The following is a 19,474-nucleotide window of genomic DNA, read 5'->3' as shown; positions in this document are numbered from 1 at the left end:
CATGGACTGCGCTTGGCTGCCTGTTATTGGTTACCAGGCTGCGCCGCTTACTTCGACAACTCTACCGCCGGCACGCCTTTCTTCACGATATAGGTCGCCAGCTCCGACGCCTTGCCTGTACCGATGTTCTTCGCGACATGCGCAGTGCCAGCGGGGATATACAGGGATTCGCCGGCCTTGAGCGTTACCGGCGGCTGTCCCTCGAGCTGATACTCAAACGTGCCCTCCAGGACGTAGGCGACTTCCACACCGGGGTGAAAATGCTTGGGCGATGACACACCCGGATCAATATCAACAAGCACCTGGATCACCTCCCGCCCGGAAACATCCAGGTCGCGTTTCAACAGATCCGTGCGGTGGATCCCGGTCTGCCAGCTTTTTGCCGGCTCCTGGGCTTGGGAAACGCCTGCAAAGGCAGTGAGCGCCACAGTAGCGGCAACGGCGAACAGGCCGGCGGTGTTGCGGAAGTTGATAGAGGACATCGCATTTCTCCAGGGGATTACACGGCCAGGCCGCGCCAGGTTTGCCGCGGATGCGGTGGCTCTATTGAGCGGCCGCCGTGTATCGCGCAAGTGTCCCCGGACCCATGGTTTTGTATGCGAAGGTAGCTGTCGGGAGGGTGGATACGTACAGATACAAACCGCTGCAGCGTATCGACTGGCCTGCCTATCGATCCACCGCAAGGGTAGAGCGCCGGCTTCACCCTTGCGATGACCGTTCAGGTTCAGGCCAGGTTGATCTCGACCTCGATATTGCCCCGCGTGGCCTTGGAGTACGGACACAGTTGGTGGCCTTTATCCACCAGCTTGCGGGCCGTTTCCGGGTCCAGGCCTGGCAGTTTGATATTGAGGCGAGCCTGGAGCAGGTAACCGCCCGTGTTGGTGCCCAGGTCAACTTCAGCATCGATGCTCACGTCAGGCGGAAGCTTGACCTGCATTTCGCGCGCGGCGACCTGCATCGCACCAATGAAGCAGGCGGACCAACCGGCGGCGAACAACTGCTCCGGATTGGTGCCATCGCCCGGTCCGCCAGGGGACGAATGCTTGACGTCGAGACGGCCGTCATCGCTGCGCGATGCGCCGTCCCGCCCACCGGTGGTGTGGACTTTGGCGGTGTACAGTACTTTTTCGAGCTGGGACATGATGATCTCCTGATGGAAAAGTGTAAAAAAATCGCCCTTAACGCACATCCGCTCAAAGTCGCCTGTGTCGGTGGTGTGTAAAGACGTCGTTTACGCGCACTCAGGTGAATCGCAAAGCTCGCCTGCTCATCCGAACAGGCACGGGTTTACCTCCTTCGTGAGAAGACAGCCGGCACGCTTTGTCTCGTGGAATTGCCGCCCGACCGGGCTTCATCCATAACCCGCAACGCACCGGATCACTCACTATAGTTGCTGTGAGTGCGGCTATCGGGTTGCCGGTCGGCTGCAGGCCCCGATGCAGCCGCAGCCTTTGCGCCTGACACCGTGAAATTGTGGGAGCGGGCTTGCTCGCGAAAGCGGTCTGTCAGTTGATGCGATGTTGAATGTGCCGCCGCATTTTCAGTGTGGGCGCCGAGCCTGGTGGCGATATCTTCAGGCGTTATTTCTGACTCAATTACCCGCGCAGCGGGCGTTTGCGCGCCAGACGCAGCTGCCAGTTCCCGCCGTTGGCGCGCTGACACTCCTCTTCGGAGTAAAACTGCACATGGGCCGAGACCGGACTGACCAGAACCTGCGCTTCGCTTAACGCTTCAGCTGTCAGCTCAATCATGCGCCCACCCTGCCCGCTCGCCAGTACCTGATCCTTTTGCGCCTGAGTCTCGAAGACCCAGACCACCCTCAGGCTGGAAGGAAATTCGGTGTAATCGATCTCATGGGTCAACCAGATGAATCCGACCAGTTCCGCCTTGGCCGTCTCGCAGGCCTCGGTCAGCGTGGCAACCAGTCGCCGTTCGATCTGCGCCTGCTCGCGTTTGCCTATACCCATGGCTGGACTCCTTGTTATCGACAAAAAAAACCATCATACGATACCTGTGAACTCTCTTCGGCCCATATCAACCGGGAGCACAGGTCATCCATTGCCGACGTCGATAGTCACCATCAACCCAATGAAGTTCTCTTAAAAACTCCGCGGCGTAACATCAGCTCCATACCAAACAACTACACCCCGGAGCACACCATCATGAAACGCCAAACCCTCCTCAGCATCGCTTTCTCGGTTTTTGCAGTTAACGCTTTCGCCGCTACCTCTGCTCATCCGGTTGTCGCTGAAGGCGGCTCGGATCGTCTGATTGAACGTCGTGTGGCTGAGGGTGGCTCGGATCGTCTGATCGAGAATCGCGTGGCGGCCGATGGCTCGGATCGTCTGATCGAGAATCGTGTTGCCGAAGGTGGATCGGATCGTTTGATCGAAAGCCGTGCGGCGTAAATGACTGGTTTTACCGCGGCACTCAACGAAAAACCCGGCCTCCTCTGCCGGGTTTTTTTATACCTGCAATAATCCGGTGTTCATGGGGTGGTCGAGCGATCCTTTGATCTTCACGTGAAGGTCTTAACAGCAACACGTTCATTCAGAAAAAACGCGTCATCGTTGACGACCATCGCGAGCAAGCTTGCTCCTACACAGTGCCACCCCATCCATTGGAGACACCCATGACATCGCTTACCGCCCGCGAGGTTTACCAGGTATTGCGCGACGTCGCCCTGGGCATTCGTCCGATGCAGCGCCTAGGCGAACAAACTGATCCTGGCCTGGTGCAGGTCGATATCGAGGGCTGGTGCCTGACCCTCGACGTCGACGGCAACCACCTGCGTCACTGCCAGCGCTGCCAGGGCCCGGACGGCCGCGAGGGCGTGTTCGACGGTTGGCAACGTTACGGCACCGACCCGGTCAGTTTGCTCAGTACCTGGGAACTGGCGCAGATCGAGCGTCTGTTGGCTGAGTTCAAAACCGCGGTTTGACCGCCGTCCAGTCCGGCCATGCGAATCGAGGTTTCCAGCGACCAGAACAGGTCCCTACCGCTGCACCCGATTGCGCCCATTGCGCTTGGCTTGATACAGCGCGTCGTCGGCACGGGTCAAAAGGCTTTCCAGGTTTTCACCAGGTTCAGCGAAGGCGACACCCAAAGACGCCGTGATCGTATCGAGCACCTTGTCGGTACTACGCGCCTTGATCCGCAATGACTGGATCTTCAGCCGCAGTTGCTCGGCAAAGGCGCAGGCGCTTGCCAGTTCCGGGCATTGTTCCAGGATGACGCAGAATTCCTCACCGCCGTAGCGCGCCGCCACCGCGTGGGCTGGCAGCGAGTTGCGCAGGACCTGCCCGACATGTTGCAGCACACGGTCGCCCAAAGGGTGGCCGTACTGATCATTGAAGTGTTTGAAGTGATCGATATCCAGCATGACCAGCGCCACGCCCCCGGCAGGGTTGCTCAGTGCCTGTTCCAGCGAGCGCGCAAAGGCCGTGCGGTTGAGCAGCTCGGTCAGGCCGTCCTGGGTGGCGGCCAACTGTGCGCGCTGCAGCTTGTCGCGCAGGCTCTTGATCTCGTTTTGCGCAGCATGCAGTTGGGACAGGAACCGCTCCTGCTGACGCTGCATGAGCTGGGTGCTCTGTTGCAGTTCATTCAGGATATCCGGCAAGCGCTCGTTCTCGGGCGCTTCGAGCATGTCCAGGCAGCGACCCAGGCTGCTCTGGAAATTGAGGCTGCCCTCGACGCTGCGCGAGACGTCGCGTTCCATGTCTTCAACCAGATTGAAGGCCTGTTGTTGCCCGGCGCGGGCGTCCGCCAAGTCATCATGAATGATGTAGTCGCGAAACAGCTGGGTCGCCGATTCCGCGGGGAAGCTGGCGAACTCCTTGATCACCTTGTCCAGCTGGCGATTGAGTTCTGGTTGCTGACCTTTGCTGTAGGTGTACCAGAGCGCGTAGTGCACCGGGTTGGGCGCAATGTTGTGACGAACCATCAACGGTATGGCTTGCTTGAGCAGCGTCGCTGCCTCGCGGGAGTCTTCCGGATACAGCGTCAGGGTGGTCGCACGCGTCTTTGATTGGCTCATGACATCACTGCCGTTGTGAATGATTAGCAAATGGGAAAGCAGTGCGAGCATAACCATACGCCCGGCAAACGGCTATCCCGACGTAGCCGCCAGGGCAGTGGTTTGCATGTTCGTCCTGAGGAAACTCATCAACTCCGCCGCCGCGGGCGAGAGGCTGTGGCCTTTGCGGCACAGGATACCGATCTGGCGTTCCACTTTCGGCTCTGAAAGGGGCAAGAACACCAACTGTTCATTGCCCTGGGGAAAGGCCAGGGACGGCAACGTCGTGATGCCGATGCCCTGTTCGAGCATCGCGATCAACGAAATCATGTTGGAAACGAACAACAAACTGCTTTCCAGCAGCCCCGCCGCTTCGGTGCCTTCGAGCAAGCGCGAGGTGCCGTTACGCACCAGCGGGTACGCCTGCAGGCTGGACCAGTGCAAGGCACCGCCCGCCGCGACCAGCGGGTGATCATGACGACAGACCACGCCGACCTGATCGCTCAGGATCGGCACAAAATCAATGCTCTCGTCGGGCATCCACACGCTGCTGATCGCAAAATCCACCTGCCCCTGGAGCAACAGTTGCCGCACGCTATCGGCGTTGCCGTCCTGAATGCTGATCTGCAACTTCGGATGCTCGGCGACGAATCCTGCCAGCAAATGCGGCAGCAACCGGCTGGCCACCGACGGCACCGTGGCGATGCTGACCTGACCGATTTCATGCCGGGCGAGCAAACTCACTTCACGGGCGACCCGGTCGTGGTGCGCGAGGAGGTCCTGGAACAGCGGCAGACAGTGCTCGCCAAAGGGCGTCAGCTCGGTTTTGCCAGCTTTTTCGAAGAGTGCCTGGCCGAGCTTCTGCTCCAGTTCACGCACCGCCAACGACAGTGCCGGTTGCGTGCGATAGGCCTGTTTGGCGGCGCCGTGAAAGCTTTTCAGCTGCGCGACCAGTACGAAATAGCGCAATTGGGTGATCTTCAATTCGGGAAGCACGGTAAGTTTTCCTTATCAAATCATATTTATTATTAATTTTTATTTGCAGATTAATACTCTCAAGATGGGGACCACGCAATCGGAGGTTCCCATGGCACTGCAACCCTGCAAAAACTACATCGCCGGACACTGGTGCGAAGGCCCAGGCCTTATCGCCAACTACAGCCCTTCGGATGTCGAAGACATCGTTGGCCATTACCACCAGGCCAGCGCCGGGCAAACCCTGGAAGCCATCGCTGCCGCCGGCGCCGCTCAGCCATTGTGGGCGGCCATCGGCCTGGAACAGCGCCAACAGGTGCTGATGGCCATCGGCAACGAGTTGATGGCGCGCAAGGAGGAGCTGGGTCACCTGCTCTCTCGCGAAGAAGGCAAGCCCCTCGCCGAGGGCATCGGCGAAGTCAATCGCTCGGCCCAGTTCTTCCATTATTACGCCGCCGAAGTGCTGCGCCAGATGGGCGAAACGGCCGCGTCGGTGCGCCCCGGTATCGAGATTGAAGTGCAACGCGAACCGGTCGGCGTGGTGGGCATTATCACTCCGTGGAATTTCCCGATGGCGACCGCGGCCTGGAAGATCGCCCCGGCCCTGGCCTTCGGCAACGCCGTGGTGTTCAAGCCGGCCAATCTGGTGCCGGCCAGCGCCTGGGCACTGACCGAAATCATCAGTCGTCAGGCCTTGCCGCCCGGCACCTTCAACCTGGTCATGGGCAGCGGCAGCGTGGTCGGCGAAAGCCTGATCCAGTCGCCCGATATCGACGCGCTGACCTTCACCGGCTCGCTGCCCACCGGGCGCCGCGTAGCAGTCGCCACCGCCGGCAACCTGGTGCGCTGCCAGCTGGAAATGGGCAGCAAGAATGCGCTGGTGGTGCTGGATGACGCTGACCTGGAGATCGCCGTTGAATGTGCGTTGAACGGCGCGTTCTTCGGTACCGGGCAAAAATGCACCGCCTCCTCGCGCCTGATCGTCTGTGACGGCATCCATGACCGTTTTGTCGACGCACTGATCGCGCGCATGCGTCAGCTCAAGGTCGGCCACGCCCTCGAACAAGGGGTGCAGATCGGCCCGGTGGCTGAAGCGCGGCAACTGGAGCAGAACCTTCAGTACCTGCAACTGGCCGCGGACGAAGGCGCCACGCTGGTCGAAGGCGGAGAACTGCTGGCGCTGCAGCCGGCGGGGCATTACATGCGTCCGGCGTTGTTCATCGACAGCCACAACCACATGCGGATTAATCGCGAAGAAGTCTTCGGGCCGATTGCCTGCGTGATCCGGGTCAGCGACTACGAGCAAGCCCTGGCCGTGCTGAACGACACCGAGTACGGCCTCACCGCCGGGATCATCACCCAGTCGTTGCGCCATGCCAGCGATTTCAAACGTCGCGCCCGCACCGGTTGCGTGATGGTCAACCTGCCCACCGCCGGCACCGATTACCACGTGCCGTTTGGCGGGCGTAAAAACTCGAGTTTCGGTCCCCGCGAGCAAGGGCAATACGCCCGCGATTTCTACACCGTGGTCAAGACCACTTACGTGCGTCCTTGAATCGGAGAGCACCATGCACGACTTATTGATGATCGATGGCTTGCAGTATTCCAACTGGAACGAAGAGATCTTTCGCCAGATGCAGTCCGGCGGCCTGAGCGCAGTCCACGCCACCATCGCCTACCACGAGAACGCCCGGGAAACCCTGTCGCGGATCGGCGAATGGAACCGGCGCTTCGAGACCTGGCCCGAGCTGATTCGCCCGGTGCGCGAAGCGGCGGACATTCGCCTGGCGCATCAGGAAGGCCGCGTCGGGGTTTTCTTCGGCTTCCAGAATTGCTCGCCCATCGAAGACGACATCAGCCTGGTGGAAATCTTCCGCCAGCTGGGCGTGCTGATCATGCAGCTCACCTATAACAACCAGAGCCTGTTGGCCAGCGGTTGTTACGAGACCGAAGACAACGGCATCAGCCGTTTCGGCCGCCAGGTGATCCGCGAGATGAACCGCGTCGGGATGCTGATCGACATGTCCCACAGCGCCGAGCGCAGCACCCTGGAAGCCATCGAGCTGTCGAGCCGGCCGGTGATTGTCTCCCATGCCAACCCGTCGAGCTTCCATGCCGCCAAACGCAACAAGTCCAACGTGGTATTGCGTGGCATCGCCGAGTCCGGCGGCCTGCTCGGCTTCAGCACCTACCCCTTCCACCTCAAGGGTGCGTCGGGCTGCACCCTCGAAACGTTCTGCGACATGGTCGCCAGTACCGCCGAGTTGATGGGAGTGGAGCACATCGGCATCGGTACCGACCTGTGCCAACAGCAACCACTGGGGGTTCTGGAGTGGATGCGCAACGGCCGCTGGAGCAAGGACAAGGATTACGGCGAAGGATCGAAGGACAACGCCAGCTGGCCGTCGCCGCTGCAATGGTTCCGCGACAGCCGGGACTTCCCCGTCATCGCCCGGGGCCTGCAAGCCCGTGGCTTCGCCGATGATGAGGTGCGCAACATCATGGGACTCAACTGGCTGCGCCTGCTGGAAAGCGCCACCACCCCACAAGCCTGACGCCTGATCAACACCGTGAGGACAGCATGAAAAACAACAACAACAGCTTCCCGTTCATCTCCCCAACCGGCGATGGACAGCCTCAAGCGCGTATTTTGGAGGCATCATGAAAACCACCAGCACCTTGCAAGCCGACAGCCAGCCGCTGAACCTGGCCGCGCCGAAAAAAGACATCGACTGGCCGCTGTTTCTCATCAGTGGCGGCTTCCTCGGTGCGTTCCTGATCGCGGCACTGATCGACATCGATGGCGTGTCGATCCTGGTCAATACCCTGTTCGCCTGGTCGACCCGGTTCTTCGGCCTGTACTGGCAGATCCTGATGCTGCTCACTTTCGCGGTCAGCCTGTTCATCTGCTTCAGCAAATGCGGGCGGGTGCGGCTGGGCGGTGTCGAGCAACGTCCCGACACCAGCACCTTCAACTGGATTGCGGTGATCATGTGCGCCCTGCTCGCCGGCGGTGGCGCCTTCTGGGCCGCGGCCGAACCGATGATGCACTTCGCCAGCCCGCCCCCGCTGTTCGCTGGCGTACAACCACACACCGAAGCGGCGGCCCATGCGGCGCTGGCGCAATCCTTCGTGCACTGGGGTTTCCTCGCCTGGGCGGTACTCGGCAGCCTGCTGGCCATCGTGTTGATGCACCTGCATTACGACAAGGGCCTGCCGCTGGCACCGCGAACGCTGCTGTATCCATTGCTCGGCGAGCGCGCGCTCAAAGGCCCGATCGGCACGCTGGCGGACGCCACCTCGATCATCGCCGTGGTCGCCGGCACCATCGGCCCGATCGGCTTTCTCGGCCTGCAAATCAGCAGTGCGTTGCATTCGGTCTGGGGCATCCCCAATGACCTGACGGTGCAGTCGATCACCATTGTCCTGGTCACGGTGCTGTACACCACCTCCTGCCTGGTCGGGCTCAAGGGCATCCGCTTCGTCAGTGAAATCAATGTCTGGCTGATGATCGGCCTGGCGATCTTCATGGTGGCGTTCGGGCCGACGATGTTTATCCTGGGCGGCTTCCCGACGGCGTTCGCCTTGCACCTGGAACAGTTCATCCCGATGACGCTGTTTCGCGCCGATCCGAAATGGCTCGACTGGTGGACGGTGTTCTACTGGGGCTGGTTCATCGGCTATGCACCGATGGTTGCGCTCTACGTGGCCAAGATCTCCCGTGGCCGTACGATCCGCGAAGTGATCATGACCCTGTCGATCATCGCCCCCCTTGTCACCATGTTCTGGTTCACCGTGGTCGGCGGCACCGGCATCGGCCTGGAACTGCAAACACCCGGCATCGTCACCGCCAATGGCGCACAACCCGAAGCCCTGCTGCTGGGGGTGACGCAAAACCTGCCGCTGGGTGGCTTGGTGTCCGCGCTGTTCCTGTTCCTGAGCTTCATCTCGGTCGCCACCAACGGCGATGCCATGGCGTTCACCGTGGCGATGGCCATGTCGAGCAATGACAAACCGAAAAAATGGCTGAGGGCGTTCTGGGCCATCGGCATGGGCCTGGCCGCCGTGGTCTTGATCACCATCGGTTCGGGCGGTGTTACGGCGCTGCAATCCTTTATCGTGATCACCGCGGTGCCGGTGTCGCTGTTGATCCTGCCTTCGCTCTGGGATGCATTGCGCATCGCCCGGCACATGGCCCGCGAACAGGCGGTCTGATGATGAATAGTTCAGGAATCGCAATGATGTCACCCACCCGTTCCGACGCCGCTGTAGAACCGACCCTGCGCCCCGCTGCGCAGGTCATGGACCTGGATCGGCTGGGCAGTCACTTTCAAAGCCGCTTGAGTTTCGTGCGCAGCAGCATGCGGCGGATGATGAATGAGCAGTGGCGCATCCAGCGCACCTGCTTCGAGCTGGATGCCGAGGGCTTTGGCACGGCCATCTACCGTATCGACACGGCCACTGCGCACTATCACTGCGTGATTTTCTCGAATGACCTGCCAGCGGAAAAACGCAGCGACCGGGTGATTGCCGATCAGTGGGACGTCAGCTTCGTCCTGCTTGCCGGTGATGTGGATGAACGACAGCTTGCCGATCTCAGGCGCAACGTGCCCTTGCAGGAAGCCGGGCGCTTCGATGCGCGGGTGCTGGTGCTGTCGCGGGCCAACCGCAGCCTGCGCAACTTCGAGCGTTTCCTCGGGGCGCTGGCCGAGGGCTGCCAGCCAGACCCGCGGCAACTCGCCGAAGTGGGCTACCTGTATCGCACCACCGCCGTGTATGGCAACGGCAAGTTCGGCATCGCCGACTTCAGTTGCCTGCAGGGCAATGCCGACTTCACGCAACCCTTCAGCGCGCAGATGTTTACCGTCTACCTGCTCCGGCATTTCAGCATCGAACAGATCGAACACATGGCCCGGGCACGCAACCCGCAACGGGCGGTCGGGCTGGACATGGCCCTGCAACGCTACCTCGGGGTCGGCAATTCCACGGGACTGGGGATGGCGCCGTTCCTGATCAATCACCCACAACTGGTCAATCAATGGCTGTGGGCCAGGGAAACTGCCCTGGCGCGCGTCGTGGCACAACCGGCCGATCTGCCCCGGGTCCAGCGTTTGCAGGCGCTGATGCAGCGCGCTCGTCAGCACCTGGAGCAAACCACCACCGATGACCCACGCCAAAGCGCCATCGATCAGCAGACCCTCGCCGATCTTGGGCAACTGGCCGAATGGTTCGAGGGGCAGTCGGTCAATAGCGACCTGTGGCCGCGGTTGCAAGCCTGGGCACAGATGCATGGCGGCAACGGTTGCCAGGAATTGCTGGTGAGCCTTCTGCTGGAGCTGTACCCGGAACAGGTCGATGCGCTGGCCGAACAGATGTCGGTCAAGGAAGGCTTTCGACTCAATGCCGATATGCCGCTGGATGAGCTGCGCGAGCTGATGGAAACCCGCTACCGCTGGGCACTCGATTACGACCTGAGCGGCGCCGAGGCCAACCATTTCTTCTGGTATCGCTCGGCGGAAAAGGAAGAACCACGCCTGGGTGAACGCGCCATGGAACCGGGTGCCGAAAAGGAAATGCAGTTGGGCATCGCGCACAATATCCAGCGTTGCCACCGCGCCCTGCTGGCTTACCGGGAACAGCATCGGCAGCAACTGACCGCGCATTTCCTGCTGGCCCAGCCGCAGTTCAAAGGCACCGTCTGCCGCTTGCAAGGCATGGCCCGCTGCGCCTATGGGGAAATCCGCGCCAACCTGATGGACCGCGGCATGCTGCCGATCCACCTGCTGCGCTGCAAGCTGGCGTTCTTCGGTGCCGGCAAGTTCGACCCCAAGTCCAGCCGCTGGGTGCGCATCACCTTGTTCCAGGGCGCGCCCCTGGTCAGCGAAATTGGTCAGCCCTTCGCCGATGACTGGAATTTCGCCGTCATGCCCCCACCGGCATCCGATACCGGAGAACTCTGATATGCGTGTCTCGCTCAATGAAATCCAGGTGATCTGCCGCAAAGCCTTCGAAGGCATCGGCTTTGCCCCGGGTGATTGCGACGACGCCGCCGAGATGATCGCCTGGCTTCAGTTGCAGGGGCTCGACGGCATCGGGGCGCTGAAAAAAGCCCTGGCCTTTCTCCATGACGAAGTCGATCGGCCGTTCGAAACCTGTTACGAAGATGCCGCGCAATTGACCCTCGACGCCCACGGCCAAAGCGTCTTGCGCTGCGCCGCGCAAGCGGTCGAGCTGGGTGTGAGCAAGGCCTTGCGCGGCGGCAGTGCGCTGATCCGGATCCGCCACTGCCACAACCGCATCCTGCTGCTCGGCTACCTGGCGCGCTGCGCCGACCAGGGGCTGAACTTTTGCGTCTATTGGCGCGATGCGCGTCAGGAACTGGTCGCCACCCTCAGCGCCGGACAAAGCACTCCATCCTTGCGGGTGCATGAGTTGCCACAACCGGCCGGCAGCGACGAGCAAAGCATCAATGTGTTGATCTCGCGACATTTCACCCTGCTGCCACGCTGCAGTGCCGAGGACATCGGGCCCGACGCTCGGCCGGCCCTCGCCCGCCAACTCGCCGGCGGCCTGGAGGTCGACGATGAGGTCTGGGTCATGTTGAAAAAACTCGGTGAACAAGTGCTGGTGGAAAGCACGGAAGAATCCCGACGCCGCGGTGCCGGCGAAAGCAGTGACGCTCGCTGAAAATCTTTAAACCCGCTTCAGGAAGCTATCGATGAAATACGCCATCAAGACCGACCTTTTCGCCTCGCGCGCGCCTCTGGAATGGGCGGTTGTCGGCAACGGCACCCTGTACACCGCGCAAATCCCCATCGACCGCCAGGGCCAGGTGGTCGCCGGTGGTATCGAAGCCCAGGCCCGGCAGACCCTGGATAACTTGCGCCATACCCTGGAGGCCGCTGGCAGTTCGCTGGATGCCGTCACCCAGGTGCTGATCTACGTTACCGACCGCAGCTACCTGGCCACCGTGAACGCGCTCTACACCCAGTACTTCCAGGCGCCCTACCCCAACCGCGCCGCGCTAGTAGTCGCCGGTCTGGCCAGGGAGGACATGCTGGTGGAACTGGTGGTGTACGCCTGCATGGACTGAGTCCTTGCGCCGGCGCCTCATTCGGGGCGCCGAACCGCCCGCACCTTGCCGCTGTTGCCACCGCCACAGAAAAACCGCTCGCCGCCATCGGACTCAAGTCCCGACACTCCGACACCGTCCGGCAACCTGATGCTTTGCAGCACCTCGCCGGTTTGCGGATCGACGCGGCGCAATTCACTCTCGTCCCCCTCCCAGGTGCCATGCCACAGCTGCCCCTCGACCCAGGTCACCCCGGTGACGAAGCGGTTGGACTCGATGGTGCGCAAAATCTTCCCGGTCTCGGGATCGATCTGATGTATTTTCCGGTCGCGATAGCTGCCGACCCACAGCGTGCCTTCGGCCCAGGTGAGCCCTGAATCATTACCGCCGCCCGGTGCCGGGATGGTGTTGAGCACCTGCCCGCTCTGCGGGTCGATTTTCTGGATGCGTTGCGCGGCGATCTGGAACAGGTACCGGCCGTCGAACGCCGTACCCGCATCGGCGCTGACGTCGATCGAACGCAGGGTCTTGCCGCTTGCGGGGTCGAGGGCATTGAGTTTTTCGCCACTGGCGAACCAGACCTGCCGGCCGTCCCAGGTGAGGCCATGGATGGTGTCGACACCTGGGAACGGACCATATTCACGCAGTATTTCAGCGGTTGAGCTTTTCATGCCGGGTTCCTCTCGCGAGTTGATGGCGTTCATCCTAGTCACTGGGCAGTGGCGCCGGGAGTAACAAGGTCGTCGCGAAACCCGGTATCGGCGCAGTCATCCAGCGCCGCGCGCGCCCGCGACCGAATGACTGCACCTTGCCGGCCGCCGCCAATGCCTCGAGAGTGCGCTGCACGGTGCGCTGACTGGCACCGAGGGCCAGCGCCAGGGCGGAACTCGACCATGATTCGCCGTCGGCGAGGAAGGCGAACAGCGCGGCAAATTTCTCATCGACCGGTTGCGCCAACACCGCCACGTCGGATGAAACCAAAGGCACCAGGGCAAAACCACGCGGGGTAGCCATCACGCCAGCCAAGGGTTTGAGCGCAGCCCGCAGCCGGCCGATCTCGACGCGCAACCGGGCGCGATGGGATTCATCGGTCAACTTCAAGCGAAAGGCACCGGCGATCAGCGCTTGCCGCGACACGTCGCCGGGCCAGGTCTCGGCCATCATCCTGAGCAATGCGAACAGCACCGGACGTGTGGCGAGTGAAACCGACATGCCGGCACCCCGCACGCTGTAACGGCACGCGTCCACCACCAGTGACGTTGAGCCGAGCAGCGCTTCAACCTCATCGAGCAACAGCGGCCGCTCTTCGCCATGCACGATCAGGCGCGCGGTGGGCGTATCCAGCAGGAGCGCGGCGTTTCCGACCTCGGCGCTCAGCGCCGGTATATCGGCCTGACCGGCAGCATGCCTGGCGCGGGTGAGTGCATTGCGCGCCGCTTGCGATTGCAGGCGGCGGATGGCGATCCCTGCCACCACCAGTTCATGAGCGGCGCGCAATACCGGTGGCAGGGGTGCAGGATCAAGCGCGGCAAGCAGAACTTCAGCCTCGTCGAGCTGCCCGATCAACAGCAAGCGCCGGATCTGCAGATAGCGTGCATGGGCCGCGTTGACCCGATCGCCGTGCGCCTCCAGCGTCACCCGCGCCGCGTCGAGCGCCTTTACCGGCCAGCCCAGATCCCGCGACGCGAGGGCGATCTCGGCTTCGGCGACCGCACACCGCGCCCGGGCCACCCGCTCTTTCGGCCCGAAGGCACGCGCCGCACTTTTCACCAACGCCCTGGCCCGAACCAGATCGCCAAGCTGCGCCATGGCAATGCCGCGCAATGCCAACGCCGGCGCATCGTCGCGCAGCGCAACGCGGTCCAGCGCACCCAGCGGATCACCCGCCGCCAGCGCCCGCGCCGCCGCGGTGATCAACGAGTCCATGTGCAGTTCGCCATAGTGGTCACTCCCGCCGAGCAATATCCGGGTTCAGTCTCGTTCACGGAGTAAAGCATTCGCGGCTGCGGGCTACGTTTTTTATTGTCACTCGATCAACGCGTTGAACGTGCTGCCGCCATCGCAGCAAGCGTGCTCCTACAGTGTTCGGTGCTGTATGTGAAACTTGTATACACCCCCCATCCCCTGTGGGAGCGAGCCTGCTCGCGAAGAGGCCCTACCCATCAACACAACCAAGAAGTCATACGACCTCCCCCCAGGACACCCATTCCCAAAAACCGCCTGCATGCCATAAAACCCAAGCCAAGCGCCACCTCCCCAGCCTTCCCGCCCTTGCCCACCCAAACCAAATGCGGTACAAAACCACCAAGTTGTACGACAACATAATAAATACGCCAAGCCATCGCCGACGATGGCAAACACCCGTCGAGACCCTGCCATGACCCGCTCCACCGCCGTACAAGCCACCCCGGCTCCCTTCCCCCGCCATCTCGCCGTGCTCATCCTGCTGTGCATGGGCTGTGCCTTCGCCGGCAACCATGTGGCCGCCCGGGTGGCATTCGACGACGGCGCCGGGGTGTTGCTGGCGATCCTGATGCGTTCGGGCGGGACCTTGCTGGTACTGGCCACGCTGGTGCTCTGGCAACGCCAGAGTCTGCGCCTGCCGGCGGGAGCCTGGCGTTGGCAGCTGCTGTTGGGCTTGCTGATCACGGTACAAAGCCTGTGTCTGTATTCGGCCGTTGCGCGGGTACCCGTGGCGCTTGCGCTGCTGGTGGCGAATGTCTTTCCCATCCTGCTGGCACTGCTCACCTGGGCGCTGGGCGGACCACGACCATCCGCCCGCACCGCCTCGTTGATGGGGCTGATTCTGTTGGGCCTGGTGTTTGTACTGGATGTGCCGGGACGCCTGTCGGCCAACAGCAGCGTCGGCCCGCAATGGCTGCTCGGCGTTGCCCTCGCCTTCTGCGCCGCCAGCGTGTTTGCCTGCGCGCTGTGGATCACCGATCACAAACTGTCCCAGGTGCGCGGTTCGGTGCGCAGCCTGCTGACCATCTTCATCGTCTTCAGCAGCGTCAACCTTGCGGGCCTGACCGGCGCGCTGCCCGGCGGACTGAGCCTGCCGGCGACCACCACCGGCTGGCTGGCACTCGCCACGCTGGTGGTGCTGTATGGCACCGGGTTTATCGTGCTGTTCATCTCGGTGCCGCGCCTGGACATGCCGCGCAATGCTCCGGTGATGAACATCGAACCGCTGGCGACCTTGCTGATGGGCTGGATCGTGCTGGACCAGATGCTGAGTGCGGGCCAGGTGATGGGGGGTGTGATTGTTGTCACTGGTATTGTTTTGCTGACGTATCGCAAGTCGGTCTCCAAAATCGCAGAGAAGGCACCGGCTTGAGCGCTCTATTGATCATGCGCACGCCTTCGCTGCAGGAGCGAGGCTTGCCCGCGAAGAGGCGATCCGCAATCCCTGTAGGAGCGTGGCTTGCCCGCGAAGAGGCGATCCGCCTCAAACCCAGTCTCAAGCCCGGGCGCAGCTGAAAGATTCTGCCTATCACCCCCGAATACTCCACCTATTAGCTGACTCCCCTACTCGGGTCTAACCTTAATCCAGCGCTGGCATAAGCTGGCCGGTTTAGCGCTGATCAGGAGACAGGAATGAGTCCGAAGCTTGACTAGGGCACCCTTGGGCCACCGCGTTGGCAACTCGATTGCCGCTGTTCAGAATTTTCGTGTGGCCAAGCATCAGACTGCTGCCCCCTGCCTGAGTCATTGATTTCGCTCGTCGCTATTGTGCGCCCATGCCGGGCCGGATAGCCGAATGAATACGACCTAAAGGTAGCTCACACATGGCAAACGAATCGAAATGCCCGTTCAATCACGCCGCTGGCGGTGGTACGACGAACCGCGACTGGTGGCCGAACCAACTGAATCTGAAGATCCTGCACCAGCACTCGTCCCTGACCGACCCCATGGACGAAGGCTTCAACTACGCCGAAGCATTCAAGACCCTGGACTTTGAAGCGCTCAAGCAGGATCTGCGCGCATTGATGACCGATTCGCAAGACTGGTGGCCTGCGGACTTCGGTCATTACGGCCCGCTCTTCATCCGCATGGCCTGGCACAGCGCCGGCACCTATCGCACCGGCGACGGCCGGGGTGGCGCCGGTTCCGGGCAGCAACGCTTTGCTCCGCTCAACAGCTGGCCGGACAACGTCAGCCTCGACAAGGCACGCCGGCTGCTGTGGCCGATCAAGCAAAAATATGGCCGCAAGATTTCCTGGGCCGACCTGATCGTCCTCACCGGCAACGTCGCACTGGAATCCATGGGCTTCAAGACCTTTGGCTTCTCCGGCGGACGGCCGGATGTCTGGGAACCGGACGAAGACGTGTACTGGGGCTCGGAAAACAAATGGCTGGGTGGCGATACCCGCTACGGCAAGGAAAACGAGCCGATGCAGGAGCCCGGCGAAGGCCCGCTCGTGGCCGAGCCAGGGGAAAACGAGGAGAGCCGTACCGACAAGGGCCGCAACCTGGAAAACCCTCTCGCCGCGGTGCAAATGGGCCTGATCTACGTCAACCCGGAAGGCCCGGAAGGCAATCCCGATCCGTTGGCGGCAGCGAAGGACATTCGCGAAACCTTCGGTCGCATGGCGATGAACGATGAAGAAACCGTGGCCCTGATCGCCGGCGGCCACGCCTTCGGCAAAACCCACGGCGCCGGCCCTGCCGACAACGTCGGGGCCGAACCCGAAGCCGCCGACCTTCACCAGCAAGGCCTGGGCTGGAAGAACAGTTTTGGTACCGGCAAAGGCCCGGACACCATCACCAGCGGCCTGGAAGTGACCTGGACCACTACGCCAACGCAATGGAGCAACAACTACCTGGAGAACCTGTTCGGCTTTGAGTGGGAACTGAGCCACAGCCCCGCCGGTGCCAACCAGTGGACAACCAAGGACGGTGCCGGCGCCGGTACCATCCCGGATGCCCACGACCCGTCCAAGCGGCGCAATCCGACCATGCTGACCACGGACCTGGCACTGCGCTTCGACCCGATCTACGAGCCGATCTCCCGGCGTTTTCTGGAAAATCCAGAGCAATTGTCGGACGCCTTTGCCCGTGCCTGGTTCAAGCTGATCCACCGCGACATGGGCCCGCTCTCGCGCTACCTCGGGCCGGAAATGCCCAGCGAAGAACTGCTGTGGCAAGACCCGATTCCGGACGTCGACCATGCCCTGGTCGACGACAGCGACGTCACCGCACTCAAGAGCAAACTGCTGAACTCGGGCCTGACCGTGTCGCAACTGGTATCCACCGCCTGGGCGGCGGCCTCCACCTTCCGTGGCTCGGATAAACGCGGCGGCGCCAATGGTGGTCGCCTGCGCCTCGCTCCGCAGAAGTTCTGGCAGGCCAACCAGCCTGAACAACTGGCCAACGTGCTGCAGAAACTCGAAAGCATCCAGAGCGAGTTCAACGGCAGTGGCCAGGCCGGCGGCAAGAAAATCTCCCTGGCAGACCTGATCGTGCTGGCCGGTAGCGCCGGCGTCGAACAGGCGGCGAAAAATGCCGGCCACAACGTGACAGTACCCTTCACTCCCGGACGGATGGATGCCACGCAAGAGCAGACCGACGTCGAGTCATTCGGCTTCCTGGAACCCATCGCCGATGGCTTCCGCAACTACGCCAAGTCGCGCTACGGCGTCCCGGCCGAGGCGCTACTGATCGACAAGGCGCAATTGCTGACCCTCACCGCACCGGAAATGACCGCGCTGATCGGCGGCCTGCGCGTGCTGAACACTAACGTCGGACAAACCCGGCACGGGGTATTCACGCAGCAACAGGAGGCGCTGACCAACGACTTCTTCAAGAACCTGCTGGATATGGGCGTCGAATGGAAACCGACCTCGGAGGCTAACGAGGAGTTTGAAGGGCGTGATCGCAAAACCGGCGATGCGAAATGGACAGCGACGCGAGTCGATCTGGTGTTTGGCTCGAATGCGCAGCTGCGGGCCCTGGCTGAGGTCTATGCCAGCGACGATGCGAAAGAGAAGTTCGTCAAGGATTTCGTCGCCGCCTGGACCAAAGTGATGAACCTGGATCGCTTCGAACTCAAATAGCTGAAAAGCGCTGTTGAAAACCCGCAACGCCTCCCCCTGTGGAGGCGTTGTGCTTTTTTGCTGGCGAAGGAGTCCGGCGCACTTGACGCCTCAAGCCGTTAAGTGGAAAAAGGTGCGTGCCCCATAGGGAAAACTCGATGCAAGCGTTGGGTGAGTACAAGAATTAAGGAAGATTCGTCAAAATTCATGAAAACCCTATTCTGCTTGCTGATCGCCATCAGTGTCGGTATCGCGCTGCAGTACGCCGGTATTCCCCATGGCCTGTTGCTGGGCTCGATACTCGGGTCCGCGCTGTTTGCCAGCAACTTGCGCTTTTCCCCCACGCTGCCCCTCGGCCTTGGCTACGTCCAAATCGTCCTGGGGATCGCAACCGGCCTGATGTTCAAGGCATGGGACAGCCATACCGCGACAGCGATGTTGCCCAGCCTGGGTTTCATGCTGCTGGCGCTCACGGTCCAGAGCATCGTGGCTGGTTTCTGGTTGCTCAGAGTCTCGGGATGGAACCGCAAGGACTCCCTGTTGGCCGTCTACCCTGGCGCCCTCGCCGCCGTGTTCGATTTGCTCGAGTCCGAACGCGCGTCCGGCAAGGTGATTGTCGTGCACCTGGTCCGCCTGCTGTTGATCACCGTGCTGGTCAGTTTTTGCATTCCCGGACAGACCATCGCGGTGATTGCCCAGAGCAGTCCGCTGGGCACCAGTACGGCGCTGACCCTGCTGTCGCTGATCGCCTTGTGCATAGTGCTCGGCCGCTGCCTGTTGCGCATCGGCGTCCCGGCCCCCTTCATGCTGACCGCGATCGTCGTCACCGGCGTCTATATCAAGATGGGTTATCTTTCGGCCTTCCACATGCCGCAATGGAGTGTCGACAGCGCCGTCGTCCTGCTGGGAGTGCTGATCGGCTCGAAATTCAAGGACATCCCCCTCACAGAACTCATTCGCCACGGCCGCGCCGGGCTGATGTCGGTATCACTCATGCTGCTGATCGCAGCGGCATTTGCCGTAGTCGCCGGGCGGGTGCTGGGCAGCGATCCCTTGATGCTGTGGCTGGCCTACATGCCCGGCGCCGTCGAAACCATCGCCATCGTCGCCTTCAGTGGCGGACTGAACGTGGTGTTCATCCTGACCCATCATCTGGTGCGGATGGTCCTGCTGCACTTCGCGCCCGCCTTGCTCATCCAGGCGCGGCGCTGGCGCGAAGAGGCCTGATCGGCAGCGGCAAGGCGCGAGGGACTAAACCGGAGAAATGGTGGCCAGAGCGCCGATCAAAATGGTCAACACCAGAAATCCACCCAGAAAAAATGCCATCTTGCCCATTGGGGCCTCCTACGTCATGTGCATGCGGTGCAGCGGTGGCTG

17 protein-coding genes and 1 pseudogene are annotated in these 19,474 nt (G+C 61.8%); 11 read left to right on the top strand and 7 right to left on the bottom strand.

All coding sequences use genetic code 11. From position 1 onward, the window contains the following. Positions 1 to 47: 47 nt before the first annotated feature. The 3 genes from ACA041_RS12760 to ACA041_RS12750 form a co-directional block, all read right to left on the bottom strand. On the bottom strand, positions 48 to 482 hold the full coding sequence (locus ACA041_RS12760) for a cupin domain-containing protein (RefSeq protein ID WP_497441427.1): 435 nt from the start codon (positions 480 to 482) through the stop codon (positions 48 to 50). A 242-nt stretch (positions 483 to 724) separates the two neighbouring features. Continuing rightward, positions 725 to 1,141: an organic hydroperoxide resistance protein gene (locus tag ACA041_RS12755; RefSeq protein WP_497441426.1), complete on the bottom strand. Its 417-nt coding sequence runs from the start codon at positions 1,139 to 1,141 to the stop codon at positions 725 to 727. A gap of 454 nt (positions 1,142 to 1,595) precedes the next feature. Further along, positions 1,596 to 1,967 (bottom strand): hypothetical protein, encoded by a 372-nt coding sequence (locus ACA041_RS12750; RefSeq protein WP_497441425.1) that lies wholly within the window; start codon positions 1,965 to 1,967, stop codon positions 1,596 to 1,598. 195 nt (positions 1,968 to 2,162) lie between these two features. Between ACA041_RS12750 and ACA041_RS12745 the strand changes: the two are divergent. After that, positions 2,163 to 2,405, top strand: a pseudogene (locus ACA041_RS12745) (hypothetical protein); the annotation flags it as partial. Positions 2,406 to 2,632: 227 nt separating this feature from the next. Beyond that, positions 2,633 to 2,941, top strand: coding sequence for a DUF7693 family protein (locus ACA041_RS12740; RefSeq protein WP_497441424.1), 309 nt, complete (start codon positions 2,633 to 2,635; stop codon positions 2,939 to 2,941). Positions 2,942 to 2,995: 54 nt separating this feature from the next. Here ACA041_RS12740 and ACA041_RS12735 read toward each other — a convergent pair whose 3' ends face one another. Both ACA041_RS12735 and ACA041_RS12730 read right to left on the bottom strand, forming a co-directional pair. Then, positions 2,996 to 4,036 carry a GGDEF domain-containing protein gene (locus tag ACA041_RS12735; RefSeq protein WP_497441423.1) on the bottom strand — a complete coding sequence of 347 codons (1,041 nt, stop codon included), beginning with the start codon at positions 4,034 to 4,036 and terminating at the stop codon, positions 2,996 to 2,998. Positions 4,037 to 4,108: 72 nt separating this feature from the next. Then, positions 4,109 to 5,011, bottom strand: coding sequence for a LysR family transcriptional regulator (locus ACA041_RS12730; RefSeq protein ID WP_497441422.1), 903 nt, complete (start codon positions 5,009 to 5,011; stop codon positions 4,109 to 4,111). A gap of 91 nt (positions 5,012 to 5,102) precedes the next feature. On the opposite strand from ACA041_RS12730, the gene ACA041_RS12725 reads away from it, so the two are divergent. The 6 genes from ACA041_RS12725 (at position 5,103) to ACA041_RS12700 (ending at position 12,083) form a co-directional block, all read left to right on the top strand. Beyond that, entirely contained in the window at positions 5,103 to 6,545 is a 1,443-nt protein-coding gene (locus ACA041_RS12725) for an aldehyde dehydrogenase family protein (RefSeq protein WP_497441421.1), read from the top strand. Positions 6,546 to 6,558: 13 nt separating this feature from the next. Continuing rightward, positions 6,559 to 7,545, top strand: coding sequence for a dipeptidase (locus ACA041_RS12720; RefSeq protein WP_497441420.1), 987 nt, complete (start codon positions 6,559 to 6,561; stop codon positions 7,543 to 7,545). 106 nt (positions 7,546 to 7,651) lie between these two features. Then, positions 7,652 to 9,205, top strand: coding sequence for a BCCT family transporter (locus tag ACA041_RS12715; RefSeq protein WP_497441419.1), 1,554 nt, complete (start codon positions 7,652 to 7,654; stop codon positions 9,203 to 9,205). Positions 9,206 to 9,231: 26 nt separating this feature from the next. Then, the gene (locus ACA041_RS12710) at positions 9,232 to 10,950 is read left to right on the top strand and encodes a hypothetical protein (protein ID WP_497442064.1); all 1,719 of its coding nucleotides are present in this window, start codon (positions 9,232 to 9,234) and stop codon (positions 10,948 to 10,950) included. A gap of 1 nt (position 10,951) precedes the next feature. Further along, complete coding sequence (locus tag ACA041_RS12705; protein WP_497441418.1) at positions 10,952 to 11,677, top strand: DUF3726 domain-containing protein; 726 nt, start codon at positions 10,952 to 10,954, stop codon at positions 11,675 to 11,677. A gap of 31 nt (positions 11,678 to 11,708) precedes the next feature. Further along, the gene (locus ACA041_RS12700; protein WP_497441417.1) at positions 11,709 to 12,083 is read left to right on the top strand and encodes a RidA family protein; all 375 of its coding nucleotides are present in this window, start codon (positions 11,709 to 11,711) and stop codon (positions 12,081 to 12,083) included. A 17-nt stretch (positions 12,084 to 12,100) separates the two neighbouring features. On the opposite strand, the gene ACA041_RS12695 is transcribed toward ACA041_RS12700, so the two are convergent. Then, entirely contained in the window at positions 12,101 to 12,733 is a 633-nt protein-coding gene (locus ACA041_RS12695; protein WP_497441416.1) for a Vgb family protein, read from the bottom strand. Between the two features lie 34 nt (positions 12,734 to 12,767). Then, complete coding sequence (locus tag ACA041_RS12690; RefSeq protein ID WP_497441415.1) at positions 12,768 to 13,988, bottom strand: helix-turn-helix domain-containing protein; 1,221 nt, start codon at positions 13,986 to 13,988, stop codon at positions 12,768 to 12,770. A gap of 451 nt (positions 13,989 to 14,439) precedes the next feature. Here ACA041_RS12690 and ACA041_RS12685 point away from each other — a divergent pair, with 451 nt between their 5' ends. The 3 genes from ACA041_RS12685 to ACA041_RS12675 all read left to right on the top strand — a co-directional run bounded on the left by ACA041_RS12685 (position 14,440) and on the right by ACA041_RS12675 (position 19,324). Then, positions 14,440 to 15,399, top strand: coding sequence for an EamA family transporter (locus tag ACA041_RS12685; RefSeq protein ID WP_497441414.1), 960 nt, complete (start codon positions 14,440 to 14,442; stop codon positions 15,397 to 15,399). 451 nt (positions 15,400 to 15,850) lie between these two features. Next, complete coding sequence (katG, locus tag ACA041_RS12680) at positions 15,851 to 18,118, top strand: catalase/peroxidase HPI (RefSeq protein WP_497441413.1); 2,268 nt, start codon at positions 15,851 to 15,853, stop codon at positions 18,116 to 18,118. 186 nt (positions 18,119 to 18,304) lie between these two features. After that, positions 18,305 to 19,324: an AbrB family transcriptional regulator gene (locus ACA041_RS12675; protein WP_497441412.1), complete on the top strand. Its 1,020-nt coding sequence runs from the start codon at positions 18,305 to 18,307 to the stop codon at positions 19,322 to 19,324. The last annotated feature ends 150 nt before the right edge of the window (positions 19,325 to 19,474 follow it).

Source organism: Pseudomonas sp. LBUM1676 (assembly GCF_059695605.1).
The sequence above is the reverse complement of the archived record's forward strand: the minus strand, read 5'-3'. Positions and strand labels throughout refer to the sequence as shown.

What these genes read in the sequence shown, in the direction of transcription:
- ACA041_RS12720 (WP_497441420.1), top strand. Translation starts at nt 6,559, where the DNA reads ATGCACGACTTATTGATGATCGATGGCTTGCAGTATTCCAACTGGAAC.
- ACA041_RS12725 (WP_497441421.1), top strand. Translation starts at nt 5,103, where the DNA reads ATGGCACTGCAACCCTGCAAAAACTACATCGCCGGACACTGGTGCGAA.
- ACA041_RS12760 (WP_497441427.1), bottom strand. Translation starts at nt 482, where the DNA reads ATGTCCTCTATCAACTTCCGCAACACCGCCGGCCTGTTCGCCGTTGCC.
- ACA041_RS12685 (WP_497441414.1), top strand. Translation starts at nt 14,440, where the DNA reads ATGACCCGCTCCACCGCCGTACAAGCCACCCCGGCTCCCTTCCCCCGC.
- ACA041_RS12740 (WP_497441424.1), top strand. Translation starts at nt 2,633, where the DNA reads ATGACATCGCTTACCGCCCGCGAGGTTTACCAGGTATTGCGCGACGTC.
- ACA041_RS12750 (WP_497441425.1), bottom strand. Translation starts at nt 1,967, where the DNA reads ATGGGTATAGGCAAACGCGAGCAGGCGCAGATCGAACGGCGACTGGTT.
- katG (WP_497441413.1), top strand. Translation starts at nt 15,851, where the DNA reads ATGGCAAACGAATCGAAATGCCCGTTCAATCACGCCGCTGGCGGTGGT.
- ACA041_RS12700 (WP_497441417.1), top strand. Translation starts at nt 11,709, where the DNA reads ATGAAATACGCCATCAAGACCGACCTTTTCGCCTCGCGCGCGCCTCTG.
- ACA041_RS12710 (WP_497442064.1), top strand. Translation starts at nt 9,232, where the DNA reads ATGTCACCCACCCGTTCCGACGCCGCTGTAGAACCGACCCTGCGCCCC.
- ACA041_RS12735 (WP_497441423.1), bottom strand. Translation starts at nt 4,036, where the DNA reads ATGAGCCAATCAAAGACGCGTGCGACCACCCTGACGCTGTATCCGGAA.
- ACA041_RS12690 (WP_497441415.1), bottom strand. Translation starts at nt 13,988, where the DNA reads ATGGACTCGTTGATCACCGCGGCGGCGCGGGCGCTGGCGGCGGGTGAT.
- ACA041_RS12695 (WP_497441416.1), bottom strand. Translation starts at nt 12,733, where the DNA reads ATGAAAAGCTCAACCGCTGAAATACTGCGTGAATATGGTCCGTTCCCA.
- ACA041_RS12715 (WP_497441419.1), top strand. Translation starts at nt 7,652, where the DNA reads ATGAAAACCACCAGCACCTTGCAAGCCGACAGCCAGCCGCTGAACCTG.
- ACA041_RS12675 (WP_497441412.1), top strand. Translation starts at nt 18,305, where the DNA reads ATGAAAACCCTATTCTGCTTGCTGATCGCCATCAGTGTCGGTATCGCG.
- ACA041_RS12755 (WP_497441426.1), bottom strand. Translation starts at nt 1,141, where the DNA reads ATGTCCCAGCTCGAAAAAGTACTGTACACCGCCAAAGTCCACACCACC.
- ACA041_RS12705 (WP_497441418.1), top strand. Translation starts at nt 10,952, where the DNA reads ATGCGTGTCTCGCTCAATGAAATCCAGGTGATCTGCCGCAAAGCCTTC.